This is a genomic window from Citrobacter sedlakii (assembly GCF_018128425.1).
Classification (GTDB): domain Bacteria; phylum Pseudomonadota; class Gammaproteobacteria; order Enterobacterales; family Enterobacteriaceae; genus Citrobacter_A; species Citrobacter_A sedlakii.
Genome location: NZ_CP071070.1, coordinates 1,526,976 through 1,551,867, shown reverse-complemented (window position 1 = coordinate 1,551,867; position 24,892 = coordinate 1,526,976). Strand labels below are relative to the sequence as shown.

At 55.0% G+C, this 24,892-nt stretch carries 27 protein-coding genes; 9 read left to right on the top strand and 18 right to left on the bottom strand.

Annotated features, from left to right (window positions below; genetic code table 11):
* The first annotated feature begins 36 nt into the window (after positions 1-36).
* On the top strand, positions 37-636 hold the full coding sequence (gene yfbR, locus JY391_RS07405; RefSeq protein WP_042290691.1) for a 5'-deoxynucleotidase: 600 nt from the start codon (positions 37-39) through the stop codon (positions 634-636).
* Between the two features lie 53 nt (positions 637-689).
* On the opposite strand, the gene JY391_RS07400 is transcribed toward yfbR, so the two are convergent.
* From JY391_RS07400 to yfbV, 4 genes are all read right to left on the bottom strand, one after another.
* Positions 690-2,522, bottom strand: coding sequence for an SLC13 family permease (locus tag JY391_RS07400; protein WP_042290694.1), 1,833 nt, complete (start codon positions 2,520-2,522; stop codon positions 690-692).
* 76 nt (positions 2,523-2,598) lie between these two features.
* Positions 2,599-3,258, bottom strand: a complete 660-nt coding sequence (locus JY391_RS07395) for a sugar phosphatase (protein ID WP_042290696.1) — start codon at positions 3,256-3,258, stop codon at positions 2,599-2,601.
* 10 nt (positions 3,259-3,268) lie between these two features.
* The gene (locus JY391_RS07390; RefSeq protein WP_042290698.1) at positions 3,269-3,763 is read right to left on the bottom strand and encodes a YfbU family protein; all 495 of its coding nucleotides are present in this window, start codon (positions 3,761-3,763) and stop codon (positions 3,269-3,271) included.
* 92 nt (positions 3,764-3,855) lie between these two features.
* Complete coding sequence (gene yfbV / locus JY391_RS07385; RefSeq protein ID WP_042290699.1) at positions 3,856-4,311, bottom strand: terminus macrodomain insulation protein YfbV; 456 nt, start codon at positions 4,309-4,311, stop codon at positions 3,856-3,858.
* A 339-nt stretch (positions 4,312-4,650) separates the two neighbouring features.
* Between yfbV and ackA the strand changes: the two genes are divergently transcribed.
* The 3 genes from ackA (at position 4,651) to yfcC (ending at position 9,803) form a co-directional block, all read left to right on the top strand.
* A complete protein-coding gene (ackA, locus tag JY391_RS07380; protein WP_042290701.1) occupies positions 4,651-5,853 on the top strand; it encodes an acetate kinase in 1,203 nt (400 codons plus the stop codon).
* Positions 5,854-5,931: 78 nt separating this feature from the next.
* Positions 5,932-8,073, top strand: coding sequence for a phosphate acetyltransferase (pta, locus tag JY391_RS07375; protein WP_042290703.1), 2,142 nt, complete (start codon positions 5,932-5,934; stop codon positions 8,071-8,073).
* Between the two features lie 203 nt (positions 8,074-8,276).
* Entirely contained in the window at positions 8,277-9,803 is a 1,527-nt protein-coding gene (gene yfcC, locus JY391_RS07370) for a putative basic amino acid antiporter YfcC (RefSeq protein ID WP_060570106.1), read from the top strand.
* Positions 9,804-9,852: 49 nt separating this feature from the next.
* Here yfcC and JY391_RS07365 read toward each other — a convergent pair whose 3' ends face one another.
* From JY391_RS07365 to JY391_RS07345, 5 genes are all read right to left on the bottom strand, one after another.
* Positions 9,853-10,806, bottom strand: coding sequence for a transketolase family protein (locus tag JY391_RS07365; protein WP_211935473.1), 954 nt, complete (start codon positions 10,804-10,806; stop codon positions 9,853-9,855).
* Positions 10,799-11,629, bottom strand: a complete 831-nt coding sequence (locus tag JY391_RS07360) for a transketolase (RefSeq protein ID WP_211935472.1) — start codon at positions 11,627-11,629, stop codon at positions 10,799-10,801. The genes JY391_RS07365 and JY391_RS07360 overlap by 8 nt, the downstream gene beginning before the upstream one ends.
* Complete coding sequence (locus JY391_RS07355) at positions 11,626-13,017, bottom strand: PTS ascorbate transporter subunit IIC (RefSeq protein WP_042290708.1); 1,392 nt, start codon at positions 13,015-13,017, stop codon at positions 11,626-11,628. Before JY391_RS07355 ends, JY391_RS07360 begins: the two co-directional genes overlap by 4 nt.
* Positions 13,018-13,085: 68 nt before the next feature.
* Entirely contained in the window at positions 13,086-13,358 is a 273-nt protein-coding gene (locus JY391_RS07350; protein WP_042290710.1) for a PTS sugar transporter subunit IIB, read from the bottom strand.
* A gap of 80 nt (positions 13,359-13,438) precedes the next feature.
* The gene (locus JY391_RS07345; RefSeq protein WP_211935471.1) at positions 13,439-13,882 is read right to left on the bottom strand and encodes a PTS sugar transporter subunit IIA; all 444 of its coding nucleotides are present in this window, start codon (positions 13,880-13,882) and stop codon (positions 13,439-13,441) included.
* A 249-nt stretch (positions 13,883-14,131) separates the two neighbouring features.
* On the opposite strand from JY391_RS07345, the gene JY391_RS07340 reads away from it, so the two are divergent.
* Positions 14,132-15,151, top strand: coding sequence for a LacI family DNA-binding transcriptional regulator (locus tag JY391_RS07340; protein ID WP_181822824.1), 1,020 nt, complete (start codon positions 14,132-14,134; stop codon positions 15,149-15,151).
* Positions 15,152-15,155: 4 nt separating this feature from the next.
* Here JY391_RS07340 and yfcD read toward each other — a convergent pair whose 3' ends face one another.
* Genes yfcD through yfcF form a run of 3 tightly spaced genes read right to left on the bottom strand, consistent with a single transcriptional unit; the run spans position 15,156 to position 17,043 of the window.
* Positions 15,156-15,734, bottom strand: coding sequence for an NUDIX hydrolase YfcD (gene yfcD / locus JY391_RS07335; RefSeq protein WP_042290714.1), 579 nt, complete (start codon positions 15,732-15,734; stop codon positions 15,156-15,158).
* 56 nt (positions 15,735-15,790) lie between these two features.
* Positions 15,791-16,342 (bottom strand): phosphodiesterase, encoded by a 552-nt coding sequence (gene yfcE / locus JY391_RS07330; RefSeq protein WP_200034612.1) that lies wholly within the window; start codon positions 16,340-16,342, stop codon positions 15,791-15,793.
* Positions 16,343-16,398: 56 nt separating this feature from the next.
* A complete protein-coding gene (gene yfcF, locus JY391_RS07325) occupies positions 16,399-17,043 on the bottom strand; it encodes a glutathione transferase (protein WP_042290718.1) in 645 nt (214 codons plus the stop codon).
* Between the two features lie 140 nt (positions 17,044-17,183).
* Here yfcF and yfcG point away from each other — a divergent pair, with 140 nt between their 5' ends.
* From yfcG to JY391_RS07305, 4 genes are all read left to right on the top strand, one after another.
* Complete coding sequence (gene yfcG / locus JY391_RS07320) at positions 17,184-17,831, top strand: GSH-dependent disulfide bond oxidoreductase (RefSeq protein WP_181822823.1); 648 nt, start codon at positions 17,184-17,186, stop codon at positions 17,829-17,831.
* A 53-nt stretch (positions 17,832-17,884) separates the two neighbouring features.
* Positions 17,885-18,247: a dihydroneopterin triphosphate 2'-epimerase gene (gene folX / locus JY391_RS07315; RefSeq protein ID WP_042290722.1), complete on the top strand. Its 363-nt coding sequence runs from the start codon at positions 17,885-17,887 to the stop codon at positions 18,245-18,247.
* Positions 18,248-18,267: 20 nt separating this feature from the next.
* Positions 18,268-19,161 (top strand): TIGR01777 family oxidoreductase, encoded by an 894-nt coding sequence (locus tag JY391_RS07310; protein ID WP_211935470.1) that lies wholly within the window; start codon positions 18,268-18,270, stop codon positions 19,159-19,161.
* 70 nt (positions 19,162-19,231) lie between these two features.
* Complete coding sequence (locus JY391_RS07305; protein ID WP_042290725.1) at positions 19,232-19,735, top strand: GNAT family N-acetyltransferase; 504 nt, start codon at positions 19,232-19,234, stop codon at positions 19,733-19,735.
* A 59-nt stretch (positions 19,736-19,794) separates the two neighbouring features.
* Here the strand turns inward: JY391_RS07305 and hisP are convergent, their stop codons facing one another.
* From hisP to JY391_RS07275, 6 genes are all read right to left on the bottom strand, one after another.
* Positions 19,795-20,568: a histidine ABC transporter ATP-binding protein HisP gene (gene hisP, locus JY391_RS07300; RefSeq protein ID WP_042290727.1), complete on the bottom strand. Its 774-nt coding sequence runs from the start codon at positions 20,566-20,568 to the stop codon at positions 19,795-19,797.
* Between the two features lie 13 nt (positions 20,569-20,581).
* Positions 20,582-21,289 (bottom strand): histidine ABC transporter permease HisM, encoded by a 708-nt coding sequence (gene hisM, locus JY391_RS07295; protein ID WP_042290728.1) that lies wholly within the window; start codon positions 21,287-21,289, stop codon positions 20,582-20,584.
* Complete coding sequence (locus tag JY391_RS07290) at positions 21,286-21,972, bottom strand: histidine ABC transporter permease HisQ (RefSeq protein ID WP_060570100.1); 687 nt, start codon at positions 21,970-21,972, stop codon at positions 21,286-21,288. The genes hisM and JY391_RS07290 overlap by 4 nt, the downstream gene beginning before the upstream one ends.
* Positions 21,973-22,156: 184 nt before the next feature.
* Positions 22,157-22,939 (bottom strand): histidine ABC transporter substrate-binding protein HisJ, encoded by a 783-nt coding sequence (gene hisJ / locus JY391_RS07285; RefSeq protein WP_211935469.1) that lies wholly within the window; start codon positions 22,937-22,939, stop codon positions 22,157-22,159.
* Between the two features lie 246 nt (positions 22,940-23,185).
* On the bottom strand, positions 23,186-23,968 hold the full coding sequence (argT, locus tag JY391_RS07280; RefSeq protein ID WP_042290732.1) for a lysine/arginine/ornithine ABC transporter substrate-binding protein ArgT: 783 nt from the start codon (positions 23,966-23,968) through the stop codon (positions 23,186-23,188).
* 288 nt (positions 23,969-24,256) lie between these two features.
* The gene (locus JY391_RS07275) at positions 24,257-24,826 is read right to left on the bottom strand and encodes a UbiX family flavin prenyltransferase (RefSeq protein ID WP_211935468.1); all 570 of its coding nucleotides are present in this window, start codon (positions 24,824-24,826) and stop codon (positions 24,257-24,259) included.
* Positions 24,827-24,892: the final 66 nt, after the last annotated feature.

Below are 24,892 nucleotides of genomic sequence, written 5' to 3'. Positions count from 1 at the left end.
CAATGACGTTCAGGTTGTTAACTCGAAAAGGTCGCTATGAAGCAGAGTCATTTTTTTGCCCACCTCTCCCGCCTCAAACTTATTAACCGCTGGCCTTTGATGCGCAATGTGCGTACGGAAAACGTCTCTGAGCACAGTCTACAGGTCGCGATGGTGGCGCATGCGCTGGCGGCGATCAAAAATCGCAAATTTGCCGGTCAGGTGAATGCCGAACGTATTGCGCTGCTGGCGATGTACCATGATGCGTCAGAGGTACTCACCGGCGATCTGCCGACGCCGGTTAAATATTTCAACTCGCAGATTGCGCAGGAATATAAAGCCATTGAAAAAATTGCCCAGCAGAAACTGGTGGATATGGTGCCCGACGAATTGCGGGATATCTTCGCGCCGCTGATTGACGAACACGCTTACAGCGATGAAGAAAAATCGATAGTTAAGCAGGCCGACGCCCTTTGCGCCTACCTGAAATGTCTGGAAGAACTGTCGGCGGGAAATAATGAGTTTCTGCTGGCGAAAACGCGGCTGGAAAAAACGCTTGCGTCCCGTCGCAGCCCGGAAATGGATTATTTTATGGCGGTCTTCGTGCCGAGTTTCCATTTGTCGCTGGATGAGATCAGTCAGGATTCACCGTTGTAAGGTTTGCCGGATGGCGCGGTTATTGACCGCCATCCGGCATGACGGGCTTGCGGTTAAAACGGGAACAGCATGGGGATCATCACCACGCACACCGCCATAACGATAACGGTAAACGGTACGCCAAGCTTCACGAAATCGCTGAAGCTATAGTTCCCCGGTCCTAACACCAGCGTGTTGACCGGCGAAGAGACCGGCGTCATAAATGCCGCGGATGCCGCCATCGCCACCACCATCGCAAACGGATAGGGTGATACGCCCATTGATTTCGCCGCTGCCAGCGCGATAGGCGCCATCAGCACTGCGGTTGCCGTATTCGAGATAAACAGGCCAATGGTGGCGCACAGTACAAACAAGCAGCCCAACATCATATACGGCCCGTAGCCGCCGCCCACGTCCATCAGTCCTTTCACCACCAGATCGACGCCGCCGGTTTTTTGCAGCGCCAGCGCGAAAGGCATCATGCCGACAATCAGGATAATGCTTGGCCAGTGAATCGCTTTATAGGCGCTTTCGGCGTCAATACAGCGAAATTTGCCCATCAGCAGACAGGCGATAATCGCCGCGATGGGGTTCGGGATTTCATCGGTCAGCATCAGTGCGACCATCAGCACCAGACAGAAAATGGCGTGCGGCGCCTGGCTGTGCGCGGGCGATGCTTCGCTCACCTCTTCCGGCAGGTTCAGCGCCACAAAGTCTCGTCCCTGCTTTGCCAGCATCCCGATCAGTTTCCAGTTACCGACCACCAGAATAATGTCGCCCATCAGTAGCGGTTCGTCGACCAGCGATCCTTCGATTGCCACGCCGTCACGCTTCAGGCCAACCACGTTCAGCCCATAGCGAGTACGAAAGCCGATCTCTCGTACCGACTTGCCGATCAGCTCCGATTCTGGAATCAGCGAGATCTCCGCCATGCCAACGTCCAGCGCCTGATCGGAGAAATATTCGCCGCGCAGCACCATCGGCTCCAGAAGTTGTTCACTACAGAACTCCCGCAGATCGACATCGGCGGCGGACATATCAATTAACAAAACGTCACGCGCACGAAATTCAGATACCCCATTGACGTTTACGATCACCCGGCGAAAACGCCGCCAACGCTCGACGCCAATCACGTTAGCGCCGTAGCGTTCGCGCAGTTTGAGATCGTCAAGGCGCTGACCAATCATCGGCGACCCGGGGCGGATCGCCAGCCGGCGCGCTCGCCCGGTCAGACGGTACTCTTTGATCAGATCGCGGAAGGTGCGGCGTTTCCAGCCATCACGCTGCTGCGCCTGTGGATCGCCTTTCAGCATGAAGCGCATCAGCAGCATATAGAAAATACCCAGCACCAGGACCACCAGCCCGATGGGGGTGACGCTGAAAAAACTGAATCCGCTAAACCCTTCACGCAGAAGTTCGCTGTTCACCACCAGGTTTGGCGGCGTCGCCACCAGCGTCATCATGCCGCTGATAAGCCCGGCAAAACTGAGCGGCATCATCAGGCGCGACGGCGAGGTTTGCATACGCATGGAGACGCTTAACACCACCGGGATAAAAATGGCAACCACTCCGGTGGAACTCATAAAGGCGCCCAGCCCGGCCACGGTCAGCATCAATAGCACCAGCATTTTGATTTCGCTGCTGCCAGCCATTTTAACCAGCCAGGTGCCCATAACAGTGGCGACGCCGGTACGCACCAGCCCGTCGCCGATAATAAACAGCGCGGCAATCAACACCACGTTCGGATCGCTAAAGCCAGAAAAGGCTTCGCTGAGGGTCAGCGTTCCACTCAAAACAAACGCCACGATGACCAGCAAAGCAACCGCGTCCATACGCACTCTGCCCGTCGCAAATAACACTACGGCAATAGCCAGTAATGAAAGAACCCAAATCAATTCACCGTTCACAACCTATCCTTGTCAGATGAGAAGATGGCATGATTCTGCCATAAAAAAGCCCCGACAAGCCGGGGCGAAATCATGATCAGGTATTGCTGAGTACAACCACATTGCCCTTCGGCTGTTTCGTCACCGAAAGCTGCTCGAGGCTGGTCAGCGCAAAATCGACGTCCGCCAGACGTGGGGTGTCTGCCGGAGCATTAACGGCGATAACATGGCAGCCAGCCGCTAAGCCCGATAACACGCCCGCAGGCGCGTCTTCCACCACCGCACATTCATGGGGCGCCAGGCCCAACAGCTGCGCGCCCAGCAGATAGGCGTCCGGTTCCGGCTTGCCGCGTTTGACACGCTCGGCGGTCACAAAAACCTCCGGTGCGGGGAGCCCTGCCACCTGATGGCGGGCGCGGGCAACGGGCATAGAGCCAGAGGTGACAATCGCCCACGGGATCCCGGATTTATTCAGATGGTTGAGCAAGGCAATCGCCCCCGGCAGCGCAGTAATGCCGGCCGTTTCCGTGGCTTCAATTTGCTCCAGACGCGTAAACTCAGCGGCGATTTCCGCTTCAGGCTTACCTGCCATAAAATGACGCAGCGAGGTAATCGCCTGCTTGCCATGAATAAAACCGAGTACCTCATCGTGCGCCAGGCCAAAACGATCGGCCCAGTTACACCATGCTCGCTCGACGGCGGGGAGTGAATCGACCAGCGTTCCATCCAGATCAAACAGAAAGCCTTTACACTGCACGTGTACCTCCTCAGGCGTTGATAATTTGGTTAATTTCGTTGGCGCTCAGGTGGTATTGACGCGGGCAGGCGTGCCATGCGCTCAGCATGCGCTGGTACTTCTCCCACATGGGAGTTTGCGCGTTGAAGCCGTGCGTGCCGGCGTCAAAATGGGTATAGCGTCCTTCGACATTGACCATAAAACGAACATAGCCGAGGTAACGCGCCTCTGTGGCGGCGTCGAAGCCGAGGAAGGTCACGCGACGTTCGTCGATGCTTTGCGCATCTTTCAGGTTAGCCCAGGAAACATGCAGCGCGTGGTACATCTCCATGATGTCGATCACCGTGCGGCAGGTCTCTTCTTTAAGCTCGCCAAACTCGCGATCCAGTTCGCGCATTTGCAGGCCATAGCCGCGTTCAATAATGGTTTGCAGGCGACGATAACGCTCGGCGTTGGTCGGGTCGAGCATGGTCATCATTTTGTACTGGTTAGACAAAATAAGACGTTGAGCGTTGGTCATTTCCATTTGGGACTCCTGTATCACTCTACTGCGGTGAAAAAAGTGAAAAAAAAGAAGGCATCAATATGCCTTCTTTTATATGCGTAATCCGGGGTCAATTACAAATCATCAAGGAAAGTTTTATCCAGTTGTTTGAAGGCGCGCTTAAGCGTGTCAGCCAGCGCCTGGTAGTCCGGCTTGCCTTCAACCGGGGCCAGCGCCTGTCCGGCTTCCTGTAATTTGCCCCTGACTTCGTAAAACCAGTTCAAAATTGTAGGCGGTAGCGGCGTAACGGAACGTTTACCCAGCCACCACAGCCCCTGCATGGGTAAACTGAGCGCGAACAGCGCGGTGGCGACGGCCGGTCCCAATTGACCGCCGAGGGCGATTTGCCAGCACAGGGTAAAGACGGCAATCGGCGGCATAAAGCGGATGGCGTAGCGGGTCATCCGAATAACGCGATTCTCCACAAAGACGGGCGCAAGGCGCTTTTCCATCGGCCACGTCTTCGAGTAGTGCTGCCCCCGGCGAAAAAGGCTGAAAAAATTTACGGAGCGGTGATCCGGCGTCGACATGGCTTACCTCAACTTCACATATAAAAATTCAAAAAATTGTGCAAAACAACAACTATGAGGGACAACGTTCAAAACATTTTGTCATTGCTACCCACTATCAGGTATCCTGTAGCGGCCTGTCATTGGCCTGTAGTCCAAAAGTATTGAGTCGTCAAATTGACATATAGTATGCCATTGGCTGAAAAATACGCAAAATGGCATAGACTCATAGGTATTTCTTCCATCATGCCAAAAAAGACAACTGCGCATGATGTTAATCATAAATGTCAGCGTCACACTGCGCTACGCTCTATGGCTCCCTGACGTTTTTTTAGCCACGTATCAATAATAGGTACTTCCATGTCGAGTAAGTTAGTACTGGTTCTGAACTGCGGTAGCTCCTCACTGAAATTTGCAATCATCGATGCAGTTAATGGTGAAGAATACCTTTCTGGTTTAGCCGAATGTTTCCATCTTCCAGAAGCCCGTATCAAATGGAAAATGGACGGCAGTAAACAAGAAGCGGCTTTAGGCGCAGGCGCCGCTCACAGTGAAGCGCTGAACTTTATCGTTAATACTATTCTGGCACAAAAACCAGAACTGTCTGCGCAGTTGACTGCAATCGGTCACCGTATCGTACACGGCGGCGAGAAGTACACCAGCTCCGTCGTTATTGATGACTCCGTGATTCAGGGTATCAAAGATTCCGCCTCTTTTGCACCGCTGCATAACCCGGCCCACCTGATCGGTATCGCCGAAGCACTGAAATCCTTCCCGCAGCTGAAAGACAAGAACGTCGCCGTGTTTGACACCGCGTTCCACCAAACGATGCCGGAAGAATCTTACCTGTATGCCCTGCCGTACAGCCTGTACAAAGAACACGGCGTTCGTCGTTATGGCGCACACGGCACCAGCCACTTCTTCGTGACTCAGGAAGCGGCAAAAATGCTGAACAAGCCGGTTGAAGAACTGAACATCATCACCTGCCACCTGGGCAACGGCGGTTCCGTTTCCGCTATCCGTAACGGCAAGTGCGTTGATACCTCTATGGGTCTGACTCCGCTGGAAGGTCTGGTGATGGGTACCCGTTCCGGCGATATCGATCCGGCGATTATCTTCCACCTGCACGACACCCTGGGCATGAGCGTTGACCAGATCAACAAGATGCTGACCAAAGAGTCCGGCCTGCTGGGTCTGACCGAAGTGACCAGCGATTGCCGTTATGTCGAAGACAACTACGCGACCAAAGAAGACGCTAAGCGCGCGATGGACGTTTACTGCCACCGCCTGGCGAAATACATCGGCTCCTACACCGCGCTGATGGAAGGTCGTCTGGACGCTGTCGTGTTCACCGGGGGCATTGGTGAAAACGCCGCGATGGTTCGCGAACTGTCTCTGGGCAAACTGGGCGTGCTGGGCTTTGAAGTCGATCACGAACGTAACCTGGCCGCACGCTTCGGTAAATCTGGCTTCATCAACAAAGAAGGCACCCGTCCTGCAGTGGTGATCCCAACCAACGAAGAACTGGTTATCGCGCAAGACGCGAGCCGTCTGACTGCCTGATACCACACCGCCAGCCACCATGCTGGCGGTGCTGTTTTGTCACCCGCCGATGTCGGCGGTAACGAAAGAGGATAAATCGTGTCCCGAATTATTATGCTGATCCCTACCGGAACCAGCGTCGGCCTGACCAGCGTCAGCCTCGGCGTCATCCGTGCTATGGAACGCAAAGGCGTTCGTCTGAGCGTCTTTAAGCCTATCGCTCAGCCGCGTGCTGGCGGCGATGCGCCAGACCAGACCACCACTATCGTTCGCGCGAACTCCAATCTGCCAGCGGCTGAACCGTTGAAGATGAGCCACGTTGAATCTCTGCTGTCCAGCAATCAGAAAGATGTGCTGATGGAAGAGATCATCGCGAACTACCACGCGAACACCAAAGACGCGGAAGTTGTACTGGTTGAAGGTCTGGTTCCGACCCGTAAACACCAGTTCGCGCAGTCTCTGAACTACGAAATCGCAAAAACGCTGAACGCGGAAATCGTTTTCGTCATGTCTCAGGGTACCGACACGCCGGAACAGCTGAACGAGCGTATCGAACTGACGCGCAGCAGCTTCGGCGGCGCTAAAAACACCAACATCACGGGCGTTATCGTTAATAAACTGAACGCGCCGGTGGATGAGCAGGGCCGTACTCGCCCGGATCTGTCCGAGATTTTTGACGACTCGTCAAAAGCGCAGGTGATCAAAGTTGATCCGGCTAAACTGCAAGAATCCAGCCCGCTGCCGGTTCTGGGCGCGGTGCCGTGGAGCTTTGATCTGATCGCCACCCGTGCGATCGACATGGCGCGTCACCTGAACGCGACAATCGTCAACGAAGGCGATATCAACACCCGTCGCGTGAAATCTGTGACCTTCTGCGCGCGCAGCATTCCGCACATGCTGGAGCACTTCCGCGCCGGTTCTCTGCTGGTCACATCCGCAGACCGTCCTGACGTGCTGGTTGCCGCCTGCCTTGCCGCGATGAACGGCGTGGAAATCGGCGCCCTGCTGCTGACCGGCGGCTACGAAATGGACGCGCGCATTTCTAAACTGTGCGAGCGCGCATTTGCGACCGGCCTGCCGGTATTCATGGTGAACACCAACACCTGGCAGACCTCCCTGAGCCTGCAGAGCTTCAACCTGGAAGTGCCGGTTGACGATCACGAGCGCATCGAGAAAGTTCAGGAATACGTGGCTAACTACATCAACGCTGACTGGATTGACTCTCTGACCGCGACCTCCGAGCGTAGCCGCCGTCTGTCTCCGCCGGCGTTCCGCTATCAGCTGACCGAACTGGCGCGTAAAGCCGGTAAGCGTGTTGTCCTGCCGGAAGGCGACGAGCCGCGTACCGTGAAAGCGGCGGCGATCTGCGCTGAACGCGGTATCGCAACCTGCGTACTGTTAGGTAACCCGGATGAAATCAACCGCGTTGCCGCTTCTCAGGGCGTTGAGCTGGGTGCCGGCATTGAAATCGTTGACCCGGAAGTGGTTCGCGAAAGCTATGTCGCTCGTCTGGTCGAACTGCGTAAGAGCAAAGGCATGACCGAAACCGTTGCCCGCGAACAGCTGGAAGACAACGTGGTGCTCGGTACGCTGATGCTGGAGCAGGATGAAGTTGACGGTCTGGTGTCCGGTGCGGTTCACACCACCGCGAACACTATCCGTCCGCCTCTGCAGCTGATCAAAACCGCACCGGGTAGCTCCCTGGTTTCTTCCGTGTTCTTTATGCTGCTGCCAGAACAGGTATATGTTTACGGCGACTGCGCGATCAACCCGGATCCGACCGCTGAGCAACTGGCTGAGATCGCCATTCAGTCCGCTGAATCGGCAATTGCTTTCGGTATCGAACCGCGCGTGGCGATGCTCTCCTACTCTACCGGTACCTCTGGTGCAGGTAGCGACGTAGAGAAAGTCCGTGAAGCGACCCGCATTGCGCAGGAAAAACGTCCTGACCTGATGATCGACGGTCCGCTGCAGTACGACGCGGCGGTAATGGCTGACGTGGCGAAATCCAAAGCGCCGAACTCCCCGGTTGCCGGTCGCGCTACCGTGTTTATCTTCCCGGATCTGAACACGGGTAACACCACCTACAAAGCGGTACAGCGTTCAGCCGACCTGATCTCCATCGGGCCGATGCTGCAGGGTATGCGCAAGCCGGTGAACGACCTGTCTCGTGGCGCGCTGGTAGACGATATCGTCTACACTATCGCACTGACCGCGATTCAGTCTTCCCAGCAGGGCTAATCGCTTTCCCCCTCTCGCCACTTAAGCGAGTAAGGGGGTTAATATCGTCCGGATGTGCAAGCATCCGGATTTTTTTTGCCTAAAAATCCCCCACGGTGCGGTAGCAAATTCTGAAACCGGCATAAAAAACGCGCTTACAAATTGCATTTATATTCACCAAAATGCATACTTATTCCATTAAAACGCTACATGGAAGGTATGCTATGTCCTCGGTTTCATCCTCTCACCCCACGCAACGCAGAAAATTCGCTATGCCCGATACGCTGGTGATCATTTTTTTCGTGGCGATTTTTACCAGCCTCCTGACTTGGCTGATCCCAGCCGGACAATTTGACACGCAGAAAATTCACTATCAGGTGGAAGGCGTTGAGAAAAGCCGCCAGGTTGTCGATCCTGCGTCGTTTCGCATCGTGACCGACGCGTCAGGTGAAGCGCAGTATAACCGGGTGCAGTTCTTCTCGACCGGCGACGCCGGAGCGGGACTCATGAACTTTCCCTTTGAAGGGCTCACGGCAGGCGATAAATACGGTTCCGCCATTGGTATCATCATGTTTATGCTGGTGATTGGCGGCGCTTTTGGCATCGTCATGCGCACAGGCACCATCGATAACGGTATCCTCGCGCTAATTAACCGGACCAAAGGCAATGAAATCCTGTTCATACCGGTGCTGTTCATGCTCTTTTCCCTCGGTGGCGCAGTGTTCGGTATGGGAGAAGAGGCGGTCGCCTTCGCTATTATCATCGCTCCGCTGATGGTTTGCTTAGGCTATGACAGTATTACCACGGTACTGGTGACCTATGTCGCAACCCAGGTCGGCTTCGCCACGTCATGGATGAACCCGTTCAGCGTAGTCATTGCGCAGGGGATTGCCGGTGTTCCCGTACTTTCCGGCTCAGGGCTGCGCATTATCATCTGGCTGCTGGCGACACTGCTGGCGATGGCCTTCACGCTGCTTTACGCGTCACGGATCCGTAAATCGCCGGAGCGCTCTGCCTGCTGGCAGTCTGACCGTTTTTTCCGCGAACAGCAGCAGCAGATTACACAGCGCAAGCTGGGCGCGGGAGACTGGCTGGTATTAGCGATCCTAACCGCCGCTATCGGCTGGGTGATATGGGGCGTTATCGTCCACGCCTGGTTTATTCCTGAAATCGCCAGTCAGTTCTTCACGATGGGCATCGTTATCGGCCTGATCGGCGTGGTGTTTCGTCTCAACGGCATGACGCTAAACGATATGGCGAACGCCTTCACCGAAGGGGCGAAAATCATGATTGCCCCCGCGCTGCTGGTCGGCTTCGCCAAAGGCATTATGCTGTTGCTGGGTAACGGCGACGCCAGCACGCCGAGCGTGTTGAATACTCTCCTCAACGCTATCGCTGGCGGCATTGGCGAGCTGCACACCGCGGTCGCCGCCTGGTTTATGCTGCTGTTCCAGACGCTGTTCAACTTCTTCGTCACCTCGGGTTCAGGCCAGGCGGCGCTGACCATGCCGCTGATGGCCCCGCTCAGCGATCTGGTCGGCGTTAATCGCCAGGTGGCCGTGCTGGCGTTTCAGTTAGGCGACGGGTTCAGCAATATTATTTATCCTACCTCGGCATCGTTAATGGCGACGCTCGGCGTTTGCCGGGTCGATTTCCGCAGTTGGATTAAGCCCGCGCTGGCCCTGGCTGGTCTGCTGTTTGCCTTCTCCAGCGTGCTGGTGGTTGGTGCGCAGATCATGGGCTACCAGTAACGAAACATGCCGGATGGCGCTGTCGTCATCCGGCATCAACCTCACGCCATCACAGCAGTGATTTTGCAGCTTCGACAATCGCGGCGGCAGTCAGCCCGTATTCCTCCTGCAAAAAATCCTGCGTGCCAACCTGGCCGTAACGTTCTTTTACGCCGACCCGACGCATGGGCACCGGACAGGTTTCCACCAGCACTTCCGCCACCGCCGACCCCAGTCCGTTGTGTATACTGTGGTTCTCGCAGGTCACGATGCGTCCCGTTTTCTCGGCGTAGTTTTTCACCAGCATCCGATCGATAGGTTTCAGGGTGAACATGTCGATCACCGCGGCGCTGACCCCGTTTCTCTCCAACTGCCGCGCCGCCTCCAGCGCTTCGGCCACCATGATTCCGTTAGCAATCAGGGTGATATCATTACCTTCCCGCAGCACGTTGCCTTTACCGATGGTAAACGTCGAGCCGGGCGCGTAGATACTCGGCGCCTGTTTACGAATGGTGCGGACCCAGTAGAATCCCTCAAGGTCGATGAGCTGACGCAGGATATCCTCAAACATCACTGCATCCGTCACCTCCAGCACAATGGCGTGCGCCAGTCCACGCACGATCCCCATATCTTCAAACGACATGTGCGTACCGCCGTTATGACAGGCGGTGACGCCCGCATCCGAGGCGATCACCTTGACGTTATTTCGCTGGTAGTCCAGCGACATAAACAGCTGATCGAAACAGCGGCGGCTGGCAAACGCGGTGAAGGTATGCACGAACGGCTTGCGCCCGGTTAACGCCAATCCTGCGGCGGTGCCAATCACGTTGGCTTCCATAATGCCGCAGTTAATCACATGCTGCGGGTAATCACGGGCTACGCTATCCATCGCCATTGAACTCATCAGGTCTGCTTCCAGCGCGATGATCGGGCTGCCGTCTTTTATCTGCCGGGCCACGAATCCGGCGTATACCTTGCGCATCTCCACGCGATCTTTTTGTCCTGCGGGCGCGAGATTAATCATGCGTGACCTCCAGTTGGCGAATGGCGTTATTCAGGGCTTGCTTCATGTCCTCTGTCAGGCGCAGGTGATGAGAATTGCTCAACTGTTCAAGACATGGCACCCCTTGCCCTTTAATGCTGTCAAGAATGATTACCCGTGGGCGGGCCTGCGCCTCGGGAACAGGCTGGACGGCAGCCAGTAGCGCCGGTATATCATCGCCCTTCACCGTGATGGTATCGAAGCCAAACGCGCGAAATTTTGCATCAAGGCTGAACGGGCAAATAATTTCATCTAACTCGCCGTCCAGTTGCTGCTTATTCCAGTCAACAAACACCGTCAGGTTGTTGAGGCAATGATGAGCAATAAACTGAAACGCTTCCCAGCACTGTCCTTCGTTCAGCTCACCGTCGCCGACAATACAGAAGACCCGGTTCGGACGCTGCGCCAACTTATGCGAGAGCGCCATTCCGGCGGCGATGGAGATCCCCTGCCCCAGCGATCCCGTGGTCGCGTCCACGCCACGGGTTTTCAGCCGATCCGGATGACTGGGCAGCCGGGTGCCGTTCTGATTCAGCGTGTTCAACTCGTCGATCGGGAAATAGCCTTTGATCGCCAGCGTGCTGTAAAGCGCCGGTCCCGCGTGCCCTTTCGAGAGAACAAAGTTATCGCGTTCCGGCCAGTCCGGATCGGCCGGATCGATTTTCATTACCGCGCCGTACAGTACCGCGAGGGTTTCCACCACCGACATACTGCCGCCATAGTGGCCGAAGCCCAGATGGGTGAGTGATTTCAGGGTAGCAACGCGAATATCCCGCGCCAACTGCGTCACTTCTTTTACATTCATGGTTTGGCTCCGTTATTTTCCGCTGAGTGACCTGTCGCCGTCTTGTTCTTTGCGAACAGATTCCAGAGGACCAGTACAACAAACAATCCGACCACCAGCCCGGTGATCGCCAGAGGCGACAGGTAGCGGGCCAGGTTACCGAGCACAATGCCAATCGCGCCAAAGTCGGCATCCGAGAAGGTGGTGTTGGCAAAGCCGATAGCGCCGAGTACCGGCAAGAGCAGCACCGGGAGGAAGGTAATCAACAGACCGTTGGCGAACGCGCCGAGCATAGCGCCACGACGGCCGCCGGTGGCATTACCGAACACCCCCGCCGTCGCTCCCGTGAAGAAGTGCGGCACGACGCCTGGCAATATCAGCACCAGCTTCATTTGCCCGAGCAGAAACAGCCCCACCAGCCCACCGAGGAAGCTAAACAGAAAGCCGATCAGCACAGCGTTGGGGGCATAGGGATACACCACCGGGCAATCCAGCGCCGGACGCGCGTTGGGCACCAGTTTTTCAGAGAAGCCGGTGAACGCCGGAACAATTTCCGCAAGGATGAGGCGAACCCCTTGCAGGATAATGAACACCCCGGCGGCAAAAGTAATCGCCATGATGATGGCGTAGACCAGATAGTTCTGCCCGCCGCTGAAGGTGCTTTCCACATACTCCCGACCGGCGCTAACCGCCATGATCAGATAGATGATCATCATGGTCAGCGAAATGGAGATCGAACTGTCGCGCAGGAAGCTTAAATTCTTCGGCAGATTCATTTCTTCGGTCGAACGGGAGCCTTTACCGCACACGCTGCCGATCCAGCCTGACAGCACATACCCCAGGGTACCGAAGTGACCAAAGGCAATGTCGTCGCTACCCGTGATGCGTTTCATGTAGCGTTGCGCCAATGCCGGGAAGAAGGCCATCACCAACCCGAGGATCAGCGAGCCGGTAAAGACCAGCCCCGCCCCCTCAAAACCGGCGACGGTCAGGATCACGCCGATCATACAGGCCATGTAAAAGGTGTGGTGCCCGGTTAAAAATATGTATTTCAGCCGCGTAAAGCGCGCGACAATAATATTCGCCACCATTCCGAACGCCATAATCAGTGCGGTAGCGGCACCGTATTTTTCCAGCGCAATCGAGACAATCGCTTCATTATTCGGAATAATCCCCTGGATAGTAAAAGCGTGTTCAAACATACCGCCTAACGGATTTAATGAGCCGACCAGAACGGTAGCCCCGCCGCCAAGAACAATAAACCCCAGAATTGTTTTAATGGTTCCCTTTACGACATCCGAAAAGGCTTTCTTTTGCGCCACCAGGCCAATAAGCGCAATTAAGCCGACCAGTACCGAAGGCACTTTAAGAATATCAACAACAAAATTCAGCGTTTCAAGGATAAACATAGCCACCTCGATGCATATTGGCGGTCACGCTGTGGTGAGACAGCGCGAAGGATTGGGTGCAGACAGAATTATTGTTTATCGAACCATGCCCGTAGCTGTGTTTCGAGTTCATTGATATCGATAATGTTATTGATTACCACCAGTTGCGCCTCGGGCACGCTGGCGCTGGCGGCAATATCTTTCGCCATCACAAAGAGATCGGCGGCGCCCGGCGTCGCCGAGGAGAGATCGGAATGTTCCACCTCAGCGTCAATATTGAGTTTTTTGAGCACCTTTTTAATATTCATTTCGACCATAAAACTGCTGCCCAGGCCGGAGCCACAAATAGCCATAATTTTCATTGTTATTACCTTTTTTAAGTAGAGTTTGTTCACATCACGCGCAGGCGTAATGTTTCATCAATACAGGGGCATGCGTAAAATTAATAACGTGAAATTATTTTTTTAATCTCCTCCAGGGTGGCTGCCTGATGTAATTTCGCCAGATCGTCATCGTTTGAAAATAATTCAGCCAGGGCCGAAATCATTTCGATATGGCTGTGTTTATCCGCTGCGGCTAATAAAATAATAATATCAACCGGATCATTTTCTCCTGCGCCAAACGACACGCCGTCCGTCAGCTTCAGCAACGATAAGCCGATAGCCTTTGCGCCTTCCTCCGGGCGGGCATGCGGCATCGCCAGCCCGGGCGCCAGCACATAATACGGCCCCAGCTTCTGATGTTGTGCGACGATAGCGCTAACATAATCAGGCGTAATGACGCCCGCCTTCAGCAGCGGCCCGGCGCAAATCCCAAGCGCTTCCCGCCAGTCGCTCACCTGCTCACGCAGTTGAATCGTGTTATCCGTTAACCAGGTTTCAAGCACGATCGTCCCTCTCTCTTGGCTTAACATGAGCAAACTTTATTCAACCCCAACCACCTTATCTGCGATCGCAATCACAAAGATAGCGCTATCAAGCGCTATCGTTCAGATATGTGATAGCGCTATCAAAAACAGATTGCTGTGTGAAATCAGAGCAAACAAGGACAATTAAGGCGTATACTGCGCTAAACGTGACGCAAAGAACGATCATAAAAAAGCGTCTCAACTGGTTGTAATTGCGCAGGAATTTGTATGTCTCTAACCCGAAAACGGCGTAGTACCGGTAAAGTGACCATCGCCGATGTCGCACAGCTTGCGGGTGTCGGCACCATGACCGTCTCGCGTGCCTTGCGCACGCCGGAGCAGGTTTCCGATAAACTGCGGGAGAAAATCGACGCGGCTGTCCACGAGCTGGGATATATGCCGAATCTCGCCGCCAGCGCGCTGGCGTCAGCATCGTCACGTACCATTGCGATGGTGGTGCCAAATCTTGCCGAAGCAGGATGTTCAGAAATGTTTGCCGGATTGCAGCATGTTCTGCAACCCGCCGGATACCAGATCATGCTGGCGGAATCCCGCCACCGTCTTGAGCAGGAAGAAAAATTGCTGGAAACGCTGCTGGCTTCCAATATCGCCGCGGCGATATTGCTCAGCGTCGAGCACAGCGACACCGTCCGACACTGGCTAAAGAACGCGTCGATTCCGGTCATGGAGATTGGCGCGATCCGTACCGATCCCATTGATATGAATATCGGGATTGATAACGTGGCCGCCATGTTTGAGCTGACGGAGATGCTGATTCAACGTGGCTACCAGAACATTGGCCTGCTGTGTGCGAATCAGGAACAGTGGATCTTTCAACAGCATTTGCAGGGCTGGTATAAAGCGATGCTGCGCCATCATATGTCGCCCAACCGGGTGATTAACGCCGCCCTGCCGCCCAATTTTTCCACCGGGGCTTCGCAACTGCCGGAGTTTATCCTGGCGTGGCCGGAACTGGATGCGCTGGTCTGCGTGTCGGATGAACTGGCCTGCGGCGTCCTGTATGAATGCCAGCGCCGACGGATTAAAGTCCCTGACGACCTGGCGGTTGTGGGGTTTGGCGACAGCGACGTCAGCCGGGTCTGTCAGCCGCCGCTGACCACGATGGCGGTTCCGCACCGCAAAATCGGTCTTGAGGCCGGACGGGCCTTACTGGAAAGAATTCAGGATGGAAACTGGCGCGATCAACAGCCGATCGCCTCCAGTTTATGTCTGCGGGACAGTTGCTGAGGCGTTATTCCGCCTCTTCCTGTTTTTCTTGCTGTTCTTCTTGTTGCCGCTCACCTTTTGCAGACTCGTTTTTGGCGTTGCGGGTCATCCACAGCGCCAGCGCTTTTAGCGAGTCCGGGGTGAATTCGTCACAGCGGGCGGTAATTTCCTCCGGCGTCAGCCAGCATACTTCGCTGACCTCTTCCTCCTGCAAGGCGAAGGGGCCATGCGACACGCAGCTAAACAGCGCGCCCCAGACGCGGCAATGCTCATCTTCAAAGTAGAACTGACCGTGTTCAGCGAACGGAACGCCCGCAATGCCCAGTTCCTCCTCCGCTTCGCGGCGGGCAGAGTCTAACAGTTGTTCGTCTGCCTGAACGACGCCACCGGCCGTGGCGTCTAACATGCCAGGTAAAAAGTCCTTTGTCTCGGTACGACGCTGCACCAGAATTTTGCCCATCCCATCGTGTACCACGATATAGGTTGCACGATGACGCAGGCACTGCGCTCGCATCTGTTCCCGGCTGGATTGTGCGATGACTTCGTTGTCTTCATTCACAATATCCACCCATTCCGTACTTGCCAAACGACGCTGTTCCACCATCAGGAAACCTTCTTTTTCTTAGCACTCTGCGGCGCATTTACATATGTGAGGGTAAATTACGAATTAATCGCCACCTGCGCAATGATACTTTGATCATTGAGTGCGATTACGCTCAATACATTATCGTCCAGCATTCCGTAGCTCGCCGGATGGCCGCCCTTCGGTATGCTCACGGAGCCAGGATTGAAATGGTATATATCGCCCCGCTTTTCTGCCACCGGCAGATGAGTATGTCCGTACACCAGCACATCGTTGGACTGCAGCGCTGGCAGATTTTCCGCTCCAAAAAGATGACCGTGGGTCAAAAAGAGCCGCTGGTTTTCCACTAACGCCTGCTGCCACGGCGCGGTGAGCGGAAAGTGGAGCAACATCTGATCCACTTCGCTGTCGCAGTTGCCGCGCACGGCGATAATCCGCGACGCATATTCGTTCAACCGCCCGGCGACCTCAGCAGGCGCGTAGCCTTCAGGTAAGGCGTTACGCGGCCCATGATTCAGTATATCACCCAGTATCACCAGCCATTGCGCGCCGCTGCGAGCAAACAGCGCCAGCACGCGCTCAGTGGCCGGTAAGGAACCGTGAATATCGGATGCAAACATCAGTTTCATCACGTCCTCCGCATCATAAAAAAACCGCACTATGATACTGGATTGTAGACCCTTTTTCAGCCCGTACGCTTAGCGGAAAGCGCAATATAACGCTGGACAGAAGCGCGCTGCCATTGAAACGCGGCATATTCCGCCAGCGGCGTCGGCACGTCGTCACCGTTGAGCGCCAGACGGTTGATCATCAGCGCCAGATCGGTGTCCGCCAGACACCATTCGCCGAACAGGTTCGGCGTCCCGTCAGCCAGCAGATGGCTCGCCGTGGCAAACAGCTTTTCCACGCTGGCTTTCCCGGCGTCGCTTAATGGCCCTTTCTTGACGCCGCCGAACACCACATCCGTCGGGCGCTCCTCGCGGACAGGCATCAGGTCGCTCCGGAGCCACGCCTGAATCTGCCGCGCCCGGGCGCGTTTCTCAAGATCGAGGGGATAGATGCGCTCCCATGTCGGCGGCGCAAAGCGATCTTCCAGATACTCCGCAATAGCTGACGACTCGCTAAGTTCGAACCCGTCAATCTCCAGCAGCGGTACCCGGCGCGTCTGGGCGTAACCCTGCCAGCCAGGCGCGAGATGTTCACCGCGATCCAAATCCACCGTTTTCAGGGTAAAAGGAAGCCCCTTTTCCTGGAGCGCGACGTAAGCAGACAGCACGTAAGGGGAGAAAAAATTGGCGTCTGACCAGAGGGTAATCACAGGTTTACTCATAGCTTCCTCGATGTTGATGGTTTTTTTTCTTTCAACATAAAGCGTCTTTCGTTCGCTGTCACCTGATGAAATCTCACACAACACGCCAGGCTTTCTATACTTGTGGTTGTCTCGTAGATAAAACGCTTGCTGGAGCTGAAATGATCGATCTCTATTACGCCCCTACGCCCAATGGACACAAGATTACGCTCTTTCTTGAAGAAGCCGAAATGGACTACCGACTGATCAAAGTCGATATCAGTAAGGGCAACCAGTTTCGTCCCGATTTCCTGGCGATATCGCCCAATAACAAAATTCCCGCGATTGTCGATCGCGCCCCTGCGGACGGCGGCGCGCCGCTTAGTCTTTTTGAGTCTGGCGAAATTTTGCTTTACCTGGCGGAAAAAAGCGGCATGTTACTGAGCGGCGAGCTGCGCGAGCGTCATATTACGCTGCAGTGGCTGTTCTGGCAGGTTGGCGGGCTTGGGCCAATGCTGGGGCAGAATCATCATTTCAATCATTTCGCGCCGCAGGCCATCCCGTATGCTATCGAGCGTTACCAGGTGGAAACTCAGCGGCTGTATAACGTGCTCAATAAACGTCTGGAAGCTTCTCCGTGGCTGGGCGGCGAGCATTACAGCATCGCGGATATTGCCTGCTGGCCGTGGGTCAATGCCCATCAGCGTCAACGCATCGATCTGGAAATGTACCCGGCGGTAAACAACTGGTTCCAGCGTATCCGCTCGCGTCCGGCCACCGAACGTGCGCTGATGCAGGCGCAACTTAATCCTGAGACGTTGAAAGGATAACGCGCGGCGGTTCTCGTGTATGATGCGAAGGTTCATATATGGAGAACTCTGCAATGTCTCAACCTGACGCTATTATTCGTATAAAAAACCTTCGCTTACGCACCTTTATCGGTATCAAAGAAGAAGAGATCACTAACCGCCAGGATATTGTGATCAACGTTGCGATTCATTATCCGGCAGAAAAAGCGCGGGTCAGCGAAGATATTAACGATGCGTTGAATTACCGTACCATCACGAAAAGCATTCTTCAGCACGTCGAAAACAACCGTTTTTCGTTGCTGGAAAAATTAACGCAGGATGTGCTCGACATCGCACGCGAACACCACTGGGTCACTTATGCTGAAGTGGAAATCGATAAGCTTCACGCGTTACGTTATGCCGATTCGGTATCTATGACCTTAAGCTGGCGGCGTTAGTCGCCTTTACGGGAGGCTGCATGAACATACTGGTTACCGGAGGAACAGGTCTTATCGGCGGACACCTTATCCCGCGTCTGTTGGCGCTCGGGCATCAGGTGACGGTTCTCACTCGCAGCCCCGAAAAAGCCCGGGATCGGCTCGACAGTCGGGTGGCGCTCTGGACCACCCTGGACGATAAAAAGCAGCTTGATGATGTCGACGCGGTGATCAATCTTGCGGGTGAGCCGATTGCCGACAAGCGCTGGTCGAGCGCACAAAAGGAGCGTCTTTGCCAGAGTCGCTGGCGCATCACGCAGAAACTGGCGGATCTGATTAATGGCAGCGAGACGCCGCCCTCGGTACTGATTTCCGGCTCCGCTACCGGCTATTACGGTGATTTGGGTGAAGTGGTGGTGACCGAGGAAGAGCCGCCGCATAATGAATTCACGCATAAGCTGTGCGCGCGCTGGGAACAAATCGCCTGTACCGCCCAAAGCGATCGCACCCGCGTTTGCCTGCTGCGTACCGGCGTCGTGCTGGCGCCCAAAGGCGGTATTCTCGGTAAAATGGTTCCGCCGTTCCGGCTGGGGCTGGGAGGACCGATTGGCAATGGCCGCCAGTATTTACCGTGGATCCACGTTGATGACATGGTGAACGGCATCCTTTGGCTGCTGGACAACGATCTGCGCGGCCCCTTCAATATGGTTTCGCCCTATCCCGTGCGTAACGAGCAGTTCGCCCATGCGCTGGGACATGCGCTACAGCGCCCTGCTTTCGTTCGCGTCCCGGCGACGGCGATTCGCCTGCTGATGGGCGAGTCCTCGGTGCTGGTATTGGGTGGCCAGCGCGCGCTGCCGAAACGTCTGGAAGCCGCAGGCTTCGCCTTTCGCTGGTATGACCTCGAAGAAGCGCTGGAAGATGTGATTCGCTAACCCTCCGGCCTGTGCACGCTCGCCGTTCCGGTGGTAAGGTAATCAGGATGACTTCCGGAATGGCGATTTTATGGCTTTACTGACGACCCCGCGACTGACGCTCTCCCCTTTTCAGGCGACCGACTGGCCTTTCTTTCTCGCCCTGCGAGAGAACCCGGATATTATGCGGTATATGGGCGAACGCTGCCCGGAACGCGATATCCGTTTACTGTTCGCGCGTCGTCTGGTTTCGAAACATATGTTCGTTATTCGCCAGCATCATGACGCAACCCCGCTAGGGGACGTCGGTCTGCAAATCAGCCATCAGTTTCCCCAGGAAGCGGATATCGGCTATTGCCTGCTCCCTGATGTGCAGGGGCGCGGCTTTGCCAGCGAAGCCGTTCGCGCCGTGTGCGAGTATGGCTTTCACGATGCGGGGCTACAGGCGATCAACGCCTGGGTGCTGGCAGAAAACCGGGGGTCCGTAAGATTGCTGGAAAAGCTCGGATTCGCGCGCACGCAGGTGCTGGAAAAAGCATTCACGATCAATGGCATTCGCTATGACGACTGGGGTTACCGGCTGGAAAGCGCCTGAAGGCGCGGCGCTGATCCAACCTGTAAGAAACGCGATTTGCCGCCCGGCGAAACCGGTGACTATTTCAACGAACCTTTAAGAAACTGCTGCAATCGCGGGCTTTGCGGATTGCCAAACAGTTGCTCTGGCTCCCCTTCTTCTTCAATCTTCCCCTGATGCAGGAAAATCACGTGGCTTGACACATGGCGAGCAAAACCCATTTCGTGGGTCACCACTACCATGGTTTTGCCCTCTTCCGCCAGTTGCTGCATGATGCGCAACACTTCACCCACCAGTTCAGGATCCAGCGCAGAGGTCGGCTCATCAAACAACAGCACCTCCGGTTCCATCGCCAGCGCGCGGGCAATCGACACGCGCTGCTGCTGCCCGCCGGAAAGATGCACCGGATATTTACCCTGGGCACGCTCATCAATGCCCACTTTCGCCAGATACTTGATCGCCCGTTCGCGGGCTTCCTGCTTGCTCAGGCCCAGTACCTGAACCGGCGCTTCCATGACGTTTTCCAGCACCGTCATGTGGCTCCACAGGTTAAAGTGCTGAAACACCATCGTCAGACGCGTGCGCAACAGGCGGAGCTGGGTTTTATCCGCCACCTTCAGTTGACCGTCTTTGTCGCGTACCAGCGTGATATTTTGGCCGCTGACCACAATCGATCCTTCGCTCGGCTTCTCAAGGAAGTTAATGCAGCGCAGAAAGGTACTTTTCCCCGAACCCGATGAGCCGATAATACTTATCACATCCCCGGCGTTGGCCTGCAGCGATACCCCTTTCAGCACTTCATGTTCGCCGTAGCGTTTGTGCAAATCGATAACGTTTAATTTATTCTCAGACATCGTGTTACTCGAATTATTTAGAGGAAACATGCTGCAACCAGCGCCTTTCCGCCCTGCGGAACAGACTGATCAGGACATATGAAATGATTAAATACAGCACGGCGGCAAGCCCGAAAGCGGTAAAGGGCTGATAGGTCGCTGAATTGATATCGCGAGCGATTTTAAGCAGATCCGGCACCGTCGCGGTAAAAGCCAGGGCCGTGGAATGCAGCATTAATATAACCTCGTTGCTGTACGCCGGAAGCGCAATACGCAGCGCCGAAGGCAAAATAATGCAGCGGTACATTTTAAACGAAGAAAAGCCATAGGCCCGCGCGGCCTCGATTTCACCATGCGGCACCGAGCGAATGGCGCCGGCAAAAATCTCGGTAGTATAGGCGCAGGTGTTAAGGGTTAACGCCAGAACGGTACAGTTCAGGCCGCTACGAAAGAAGGCGTTGAGGAAATCGGTGCCTTTGACGATTTCCAGGGTATACATCCCCGAATAGAACACCAGGAGTTGCACATACAGCGGCGTCCCGCGAAAGATATAGGTAAATAACCAGATGGGGAACTGGATAAACTTATTGCTGGAAACGCGGCCAATCGCGAGGATCACTGCCAGGATGCCCCCCATCACCACTGATGAGATCAGCAGCCACAGGGTAATCGCCACGCCGGTAAAGCGATAGCCGTCGGTCCAGAGCAGGGATTTCCAGTACTCCTGAATAATGTCGATCACAGGTCAGCCCTCTTTACACCCACGGAGTAACGGCGCTCGAGGAACAGCAGCACACCATTGGACACAGTCGTAAATACCAGATAAATCAGCCCGCACACCACTGCGAAATAAAAGGGCTCCCAGGTGCTCTTACCGGCCAGTTGCGTGGCTTTTACCACATCCTCCAGACCGAGCAGCGAGACCAGCGCCGTGGCTTTCAGGATAACCTGCCAGTTGTTGCCAATGCCGGGCAGCGCATAGCGCATCATTGCCGGAAACATAATGCGGCGAAACGTCTGAGATGACGTAAAACCAAAGGCGGTCGCCGCTTCGATATGACCTCTCGGCACCGCCATGAACGCACCGCGGAAGGTTTCCGTGAAATAGGCGCCGTAGATAAAGCCGAGGGTAATAATACCGGCAACCATTGGATCAATATCGATTTGGCCGACCCCCAGCGCGTCGGTGACCGTATTCAGCGCAATCTGCAGACCGTAGAAGATCAGCAGCATCAGCACCAGATCCGGCACACCGCGAATCAGGGTGGTATACCCTTCGAAAATAAGCCCCGTCACCCGGTTTTGCGAGAGTTTAGCCCCCGCCCCGACGAGGCCGATCAGCACCGCCAGCACGACGGAACTGAGCGCCAGTTCCAGCGTGACGATCGCGCCCTGTAAAATAACACCTGAAAAGCCGTACAACATGCTGCCTGTCCTGTCGTGAGTGGTGAGTAAGCGCCTCTTTTGACGTCACGTCCTTCGTATGCCGGATGGCGGCACTGACCTTATCTGGCCTAAGACAGCTGTCTGCAGGCCGGATAAACGTTGCGCCATCAGGCTGAAAAAAGGATCATCACGCCGTTTCGGGCTTTATCTGCACCGGCGGGAATTAACCGCCATAAACATCAAAATCAAAGTACTTTTTCGCCAGCTTTTCGTAAGTCCCGTCAGCGCGCATATCGGCAAACGCTTTATTAAGGGCTTCACGCAGTTCGTTGTCTTCTTTACGCAGACCCATACCGGTCCCGACGCCGAACAGTTTCTCGTCTTTCACAGACGGGCCGCCGAATTTGTAATCTTTGCCAACGGGTTGCTTCAGAAAGCCTTCGCTTGCCGCGACTTCGTCCTGGAATGCCGCATCGATACGTCCCGCAGTCAGGTCAGAGTAGATGTTGTCCTGCCCCTGGTAAGAGACAATCTCAATGCCCTTCGGCGCCCAATGCTCGTTACCAAACGTCTCCTGAGTGGTGCCCTGAAGTACGCCGACGCGCTTGCCTTTCAGCGACTCGACGGTCGGCTGAATATCGGAATTTTTGGCCACCACCAGACGTGAATCAGCGGCATACAGTTTGTCAGTGAAAGCGATCTCCTGCTGGCGCTTTTCCGTGATGGAAAGCGAAGACATGATGGCATCGATTTTCTTCGCTTTTAACGACGGGATCAGCGCGTCCAGCGGGTTCTCAACGAAGGTGCATTGTGTATTGATACGTTTGCACAGCTCTTTCGCCAGATCGATATCAAAACCCACCAGTTCACCCTGTGCGTTTTTCGATTCAAAGGGGGCGTAAGTAGGATCGGTACCAATGCGAATTTTTTGCGGAATGGCGGCAAAAGCTGCGGTAGCGCTGGAGAAGGCCAGCACCAGGGAAAGAGATAACACCAGTTTTTTCATAGCTATCCTCAACAGACTGTCTTTATAGGGGATCTTTACAGGACCAGGTGCGGTTATCGTGCCATTAATCGGGTCGGCAAGGCAAAGCATTCTACCCAAATAGCCGGTTTATTTTGCATGAAAAGCGCTTAAGTATGCATATTTCCGCCAGCCGATCCAACCACTGCACTGTTATGGTGCATTTCTGCCTGACTGCACCGCGAAAGGTTACCCAAACGGTGCAGCCAGATCCCCTCACTGGCGCGATCAGTCGCCGTAGACGTTAAAGTCGAAGTACTTTTTCGCCATCTTGTCGTAAGTACCGTCCTTACGCAGATCGCCCAGCGCCTTGTCAAAGGCCGCTTTCAGCTCAGCGTCGTCCTTACGTAAACCGACGCCCGTCCCGTCGCCAAAGTACTTCTTGTCTTTCACGGAAGGACCGGCAAACGCATAGTCTTTACCGGCAGGTTGTTTCAGGAATCCTTCGCTGGCGGCCACTTCATCCTGCAGAGCAGCATCAAGGCGGCCCGCCGTCAGGTCGGAGTAAATCAGATCCTGGTTGGCGTACGCCACCACATCTACACCTTTACTGCGCCAGTTGTCATTGGCATACGCTTCCTGGGTGGACCCCTGCAGAACGCCGACGTGTTTGCCTTTCAGCGCATCCAGCGTCGGTTGGATCGGCGAACCTTTCGCCGCAATCAGTCGTGAGTCAGCTGCGTAGAGTTTGTCAGAGAAGGCAATTTCCTGCTGACGCTTATCGGTGATGGAAAGCGAAGAGATGATGGCATCGATTTTCTTCGCCTTGAGCGACGGGATCAGCGCGTCGAAATCGCTGGCGACCCAGGTACATTTGACCTGCATACGCTTGCACATCTCATTGCCCAGATCGATATCAAAGCCGACAAAATCGCCTTTGGCGTCTTTTGAAGAGAATGGCGCGTAGGTGGTGTCCGTACCGATACGAACCGTTTCCGGTAACGCGGCATAGCTGGATGCGCCAACAGAAAGACCTATCAGTAATGACAGAGCGAGAACTGACTTCTTCATACATAACCCTCAAGTGGAATGACTTTATTATGTTTTGCGTTGTGTTGTGTGTTTGCAGGCTTTTTCATGCAGGTCTTATGCCATTTTCGCGTCGATGAGGATATTCGACGTTAAATATGTTAATAAAACGTTGCAATATTGTCCTGATGTTGAAGATAGCAGGTCTGGCGGATGAACCGCAGCGTTTCGGTGGCTTTTAGCGAATTAAATGTCGAGGATATGATCGCGGTTACAAAATTGCCCTATAACAGGGCAACGGTTGCCAGAAGGCGCGCTAAGCAGGCAGCGCTATGCGCCCTGCCAGCGGGCAAAGAGATCCTGCGGTAGCGCAATGTCAAACTGATCAAGAACGCGGTTAACGGTTTGATTTATCACATCATCCAGCGACTGCGGACGATGATAAAACGCCGGAGCCGGCGGCATAATCACCGCGCCAATTTCCGCCGCCTGGGTCATTAATCGAAGATGCCCCAGATGCAGCGGTGTTTCCCGCACACAGAGCACCAGCGGACGGCGCTCTTTCAGCACCACGTCGGCGGCGCGGGTGAGCAGACCGTCGGTATAGCTGTGCACAATGCCGGACAGCGTTTTAATCGAGCATGGCAGGATGACCATTCCCGCGGTCTGAAAAGAGCCAGAGGAGACGCTGGCGGCAATGTCACGCGCGTCGTGGGTGACATCAGCAAGCGCCTGCACGTCGCGCAGCGATAAGTCGGTTTCCAGCGACAACGTCTGTCGGGCGGCCTGACTCATAATCAGGTGCGTTTCAACATCCGGCACGTCGCGTAAAACCTGCAACACGCGCACGCCGTAAATGGCGCCGCTGGCGCCGCTAATTCCTACGATGAGTCGTTTCATGATATATCGCCCTGTCTGACTTCTGGGCTGACTTTGCAGGATTTCAGGGGGAGTTGCAAGCAGGGT

Excerpts from the sequence above, each read along its gene's own strand:
- yfbR (WP_042290691.1), top strand. The coding sequence starts at position 37 with ATGAAGCAGAGTCATTTTTTTGCCCACCTCTCCCGCCTCAAACTTATT.
- JY391_RS07390 (WP_042290698.1), bottom strand. The coding sequence starts at position 3,763 with ATGGAAATGACCAACGCTCAACGTCTTATTTTGTCTAACCAGTACAAA.
- yfbV (WP_042290699.1), bottom strand. The coding sequence starts at position 4,311 with ATGTCGACGCCGGATCACCGCTCCGTAAATTTTTTCAGCCTTTTTCGC.
- ackA (WP_042290701.1), top strand. The coding sequence starts at position 4,651 with ATGTCGAGTAAGTTAGTACTGGTTCTGAACTGCGGTAGCTCCTCACTG.
- yfcC (WP_060570106.1), top strand. The coding sequence starts at position 8,277 with ATGTCCTCGGTTTCATCCTCTCACCCCACGCAACGCAGAAAATTCGCT.
- JY391_RS07365 (WP_211935473.1), bottom strand. The coding sequence starts at position 10,806 with ATGATTAATCTCGCGCCCGCAGGACAAAAAGATCGCGTGGAGATGCGC.
- JY391_RS07360 (WP_211935472.1), bottom strand. The coding sequence starts at position 11,629 with ATGAATGTAAAAGAAGTGACGCAGTTGGCGCGGGATATTCGCGTTGCT.
- JY391_RS07355 (WP_042290708.1), bottom strand. The coding sequence starts at position 13,017 with ATGTTTATCCTTGAAACGCTGAATTTTGTTGTTGATATTCTTAAAGTG.
- JY391_RS07350 (WP_042290710.1), bottom strand. The coding sequence starts at position 13,358 with ATGAAAATTATGGCTATTTGTGGCTCCGGCCTGGGCAGCAGTTTTATG.
- JY391_RS07340 (WP_181822824.1), top strand. The coding sequence starts at position 14,132 with ATGTCTCTAACCCGAAAACGGCGTAGTACCGGTAAAGTGACCATCGCC.
- yfcD (WP_042290714.1), bottom strand. The coding sequence starts at position 15,734 with ATGGTGGAACAGCGTCGTTTGGCAAGTACGGAATGGGTGGATATTGTG.
- yfcE (WP_200034612.1), bottom strand. The coding sequence starts at position 16,342 with ATGAAACTGATGTTTGCATCCGATATTCACGGTTCCTTACCGGCCACT.
- yfcF (WP_042290718.1), bottom strand. The coding sequence starts at position 17,043 with ATGAGTAAACCTGTGATTACCCTCTGGTCAGACGCCAATTTTTTCTCC.
- yfcG (WP_181822823.1), top strand. The coding sequence starts at position 17,184 with ATGATCGATCTCTATTACGCCCCTACGCCCAATGGACACAAGATTACG.
- folX (WP_042290722.1), top strand. The coding sequence starts at position 17,885 with ATGTCTCAACCTGACGCTATTATTCGTATAAAAAACCTTCGCTTACGC.
- JY391_RS07310 (WP_211935470.1), top strand. The coding sequence starts at position 18,268 with ATGAACATACTGGTTACCGGAGGAACAGGTCTTATCGGCGGACACCTT.
- JY391_RS07305 (WP_042290725.1), top strand. The coding sequence starts at position 19,232 with ATGGCTTTACTGACGACCCCGCGACTGACGCTCTCCCCTTTTCAGGCG.
- hisP (WP_042290727.1), bottom strand. The coding sequence starts at position 20,568 with ATGTCTGAGAATAAATTAAACGTTATCGATTTGCACAAACGCTACGGC.
- JY391_RS07290 (WP_060570100.1), bottom strand. The coding sequence starts at position 21,972 with ATGTTGTACGGCTTTTCAGGTGTTATTTTACAGGGCGCGATCGTCACG.
- hisJ (WP_211935469.1), bottom strand. The coding sequence starts at position 22,939 with ATGAAAAAACTGGTGTTATCTCTTTCCCTGGTGCTGGCCTTCTCCAGC.
- argT (WP_042290732.1), bottom strand. The coding sequence starts at position 23,968 with ATGAAGAAGTCAGTTCTCGCTCTGTCATTACTGATAGGTCTTTCTGTT.
- JY391_RS07275 (WP_211935468.1), bottom strand. The coding sequence starts at position 24,826 with ATGAAACGACTCATCGTAGGAATTAGCGGCGCCAGCGGCGCCATTTAC.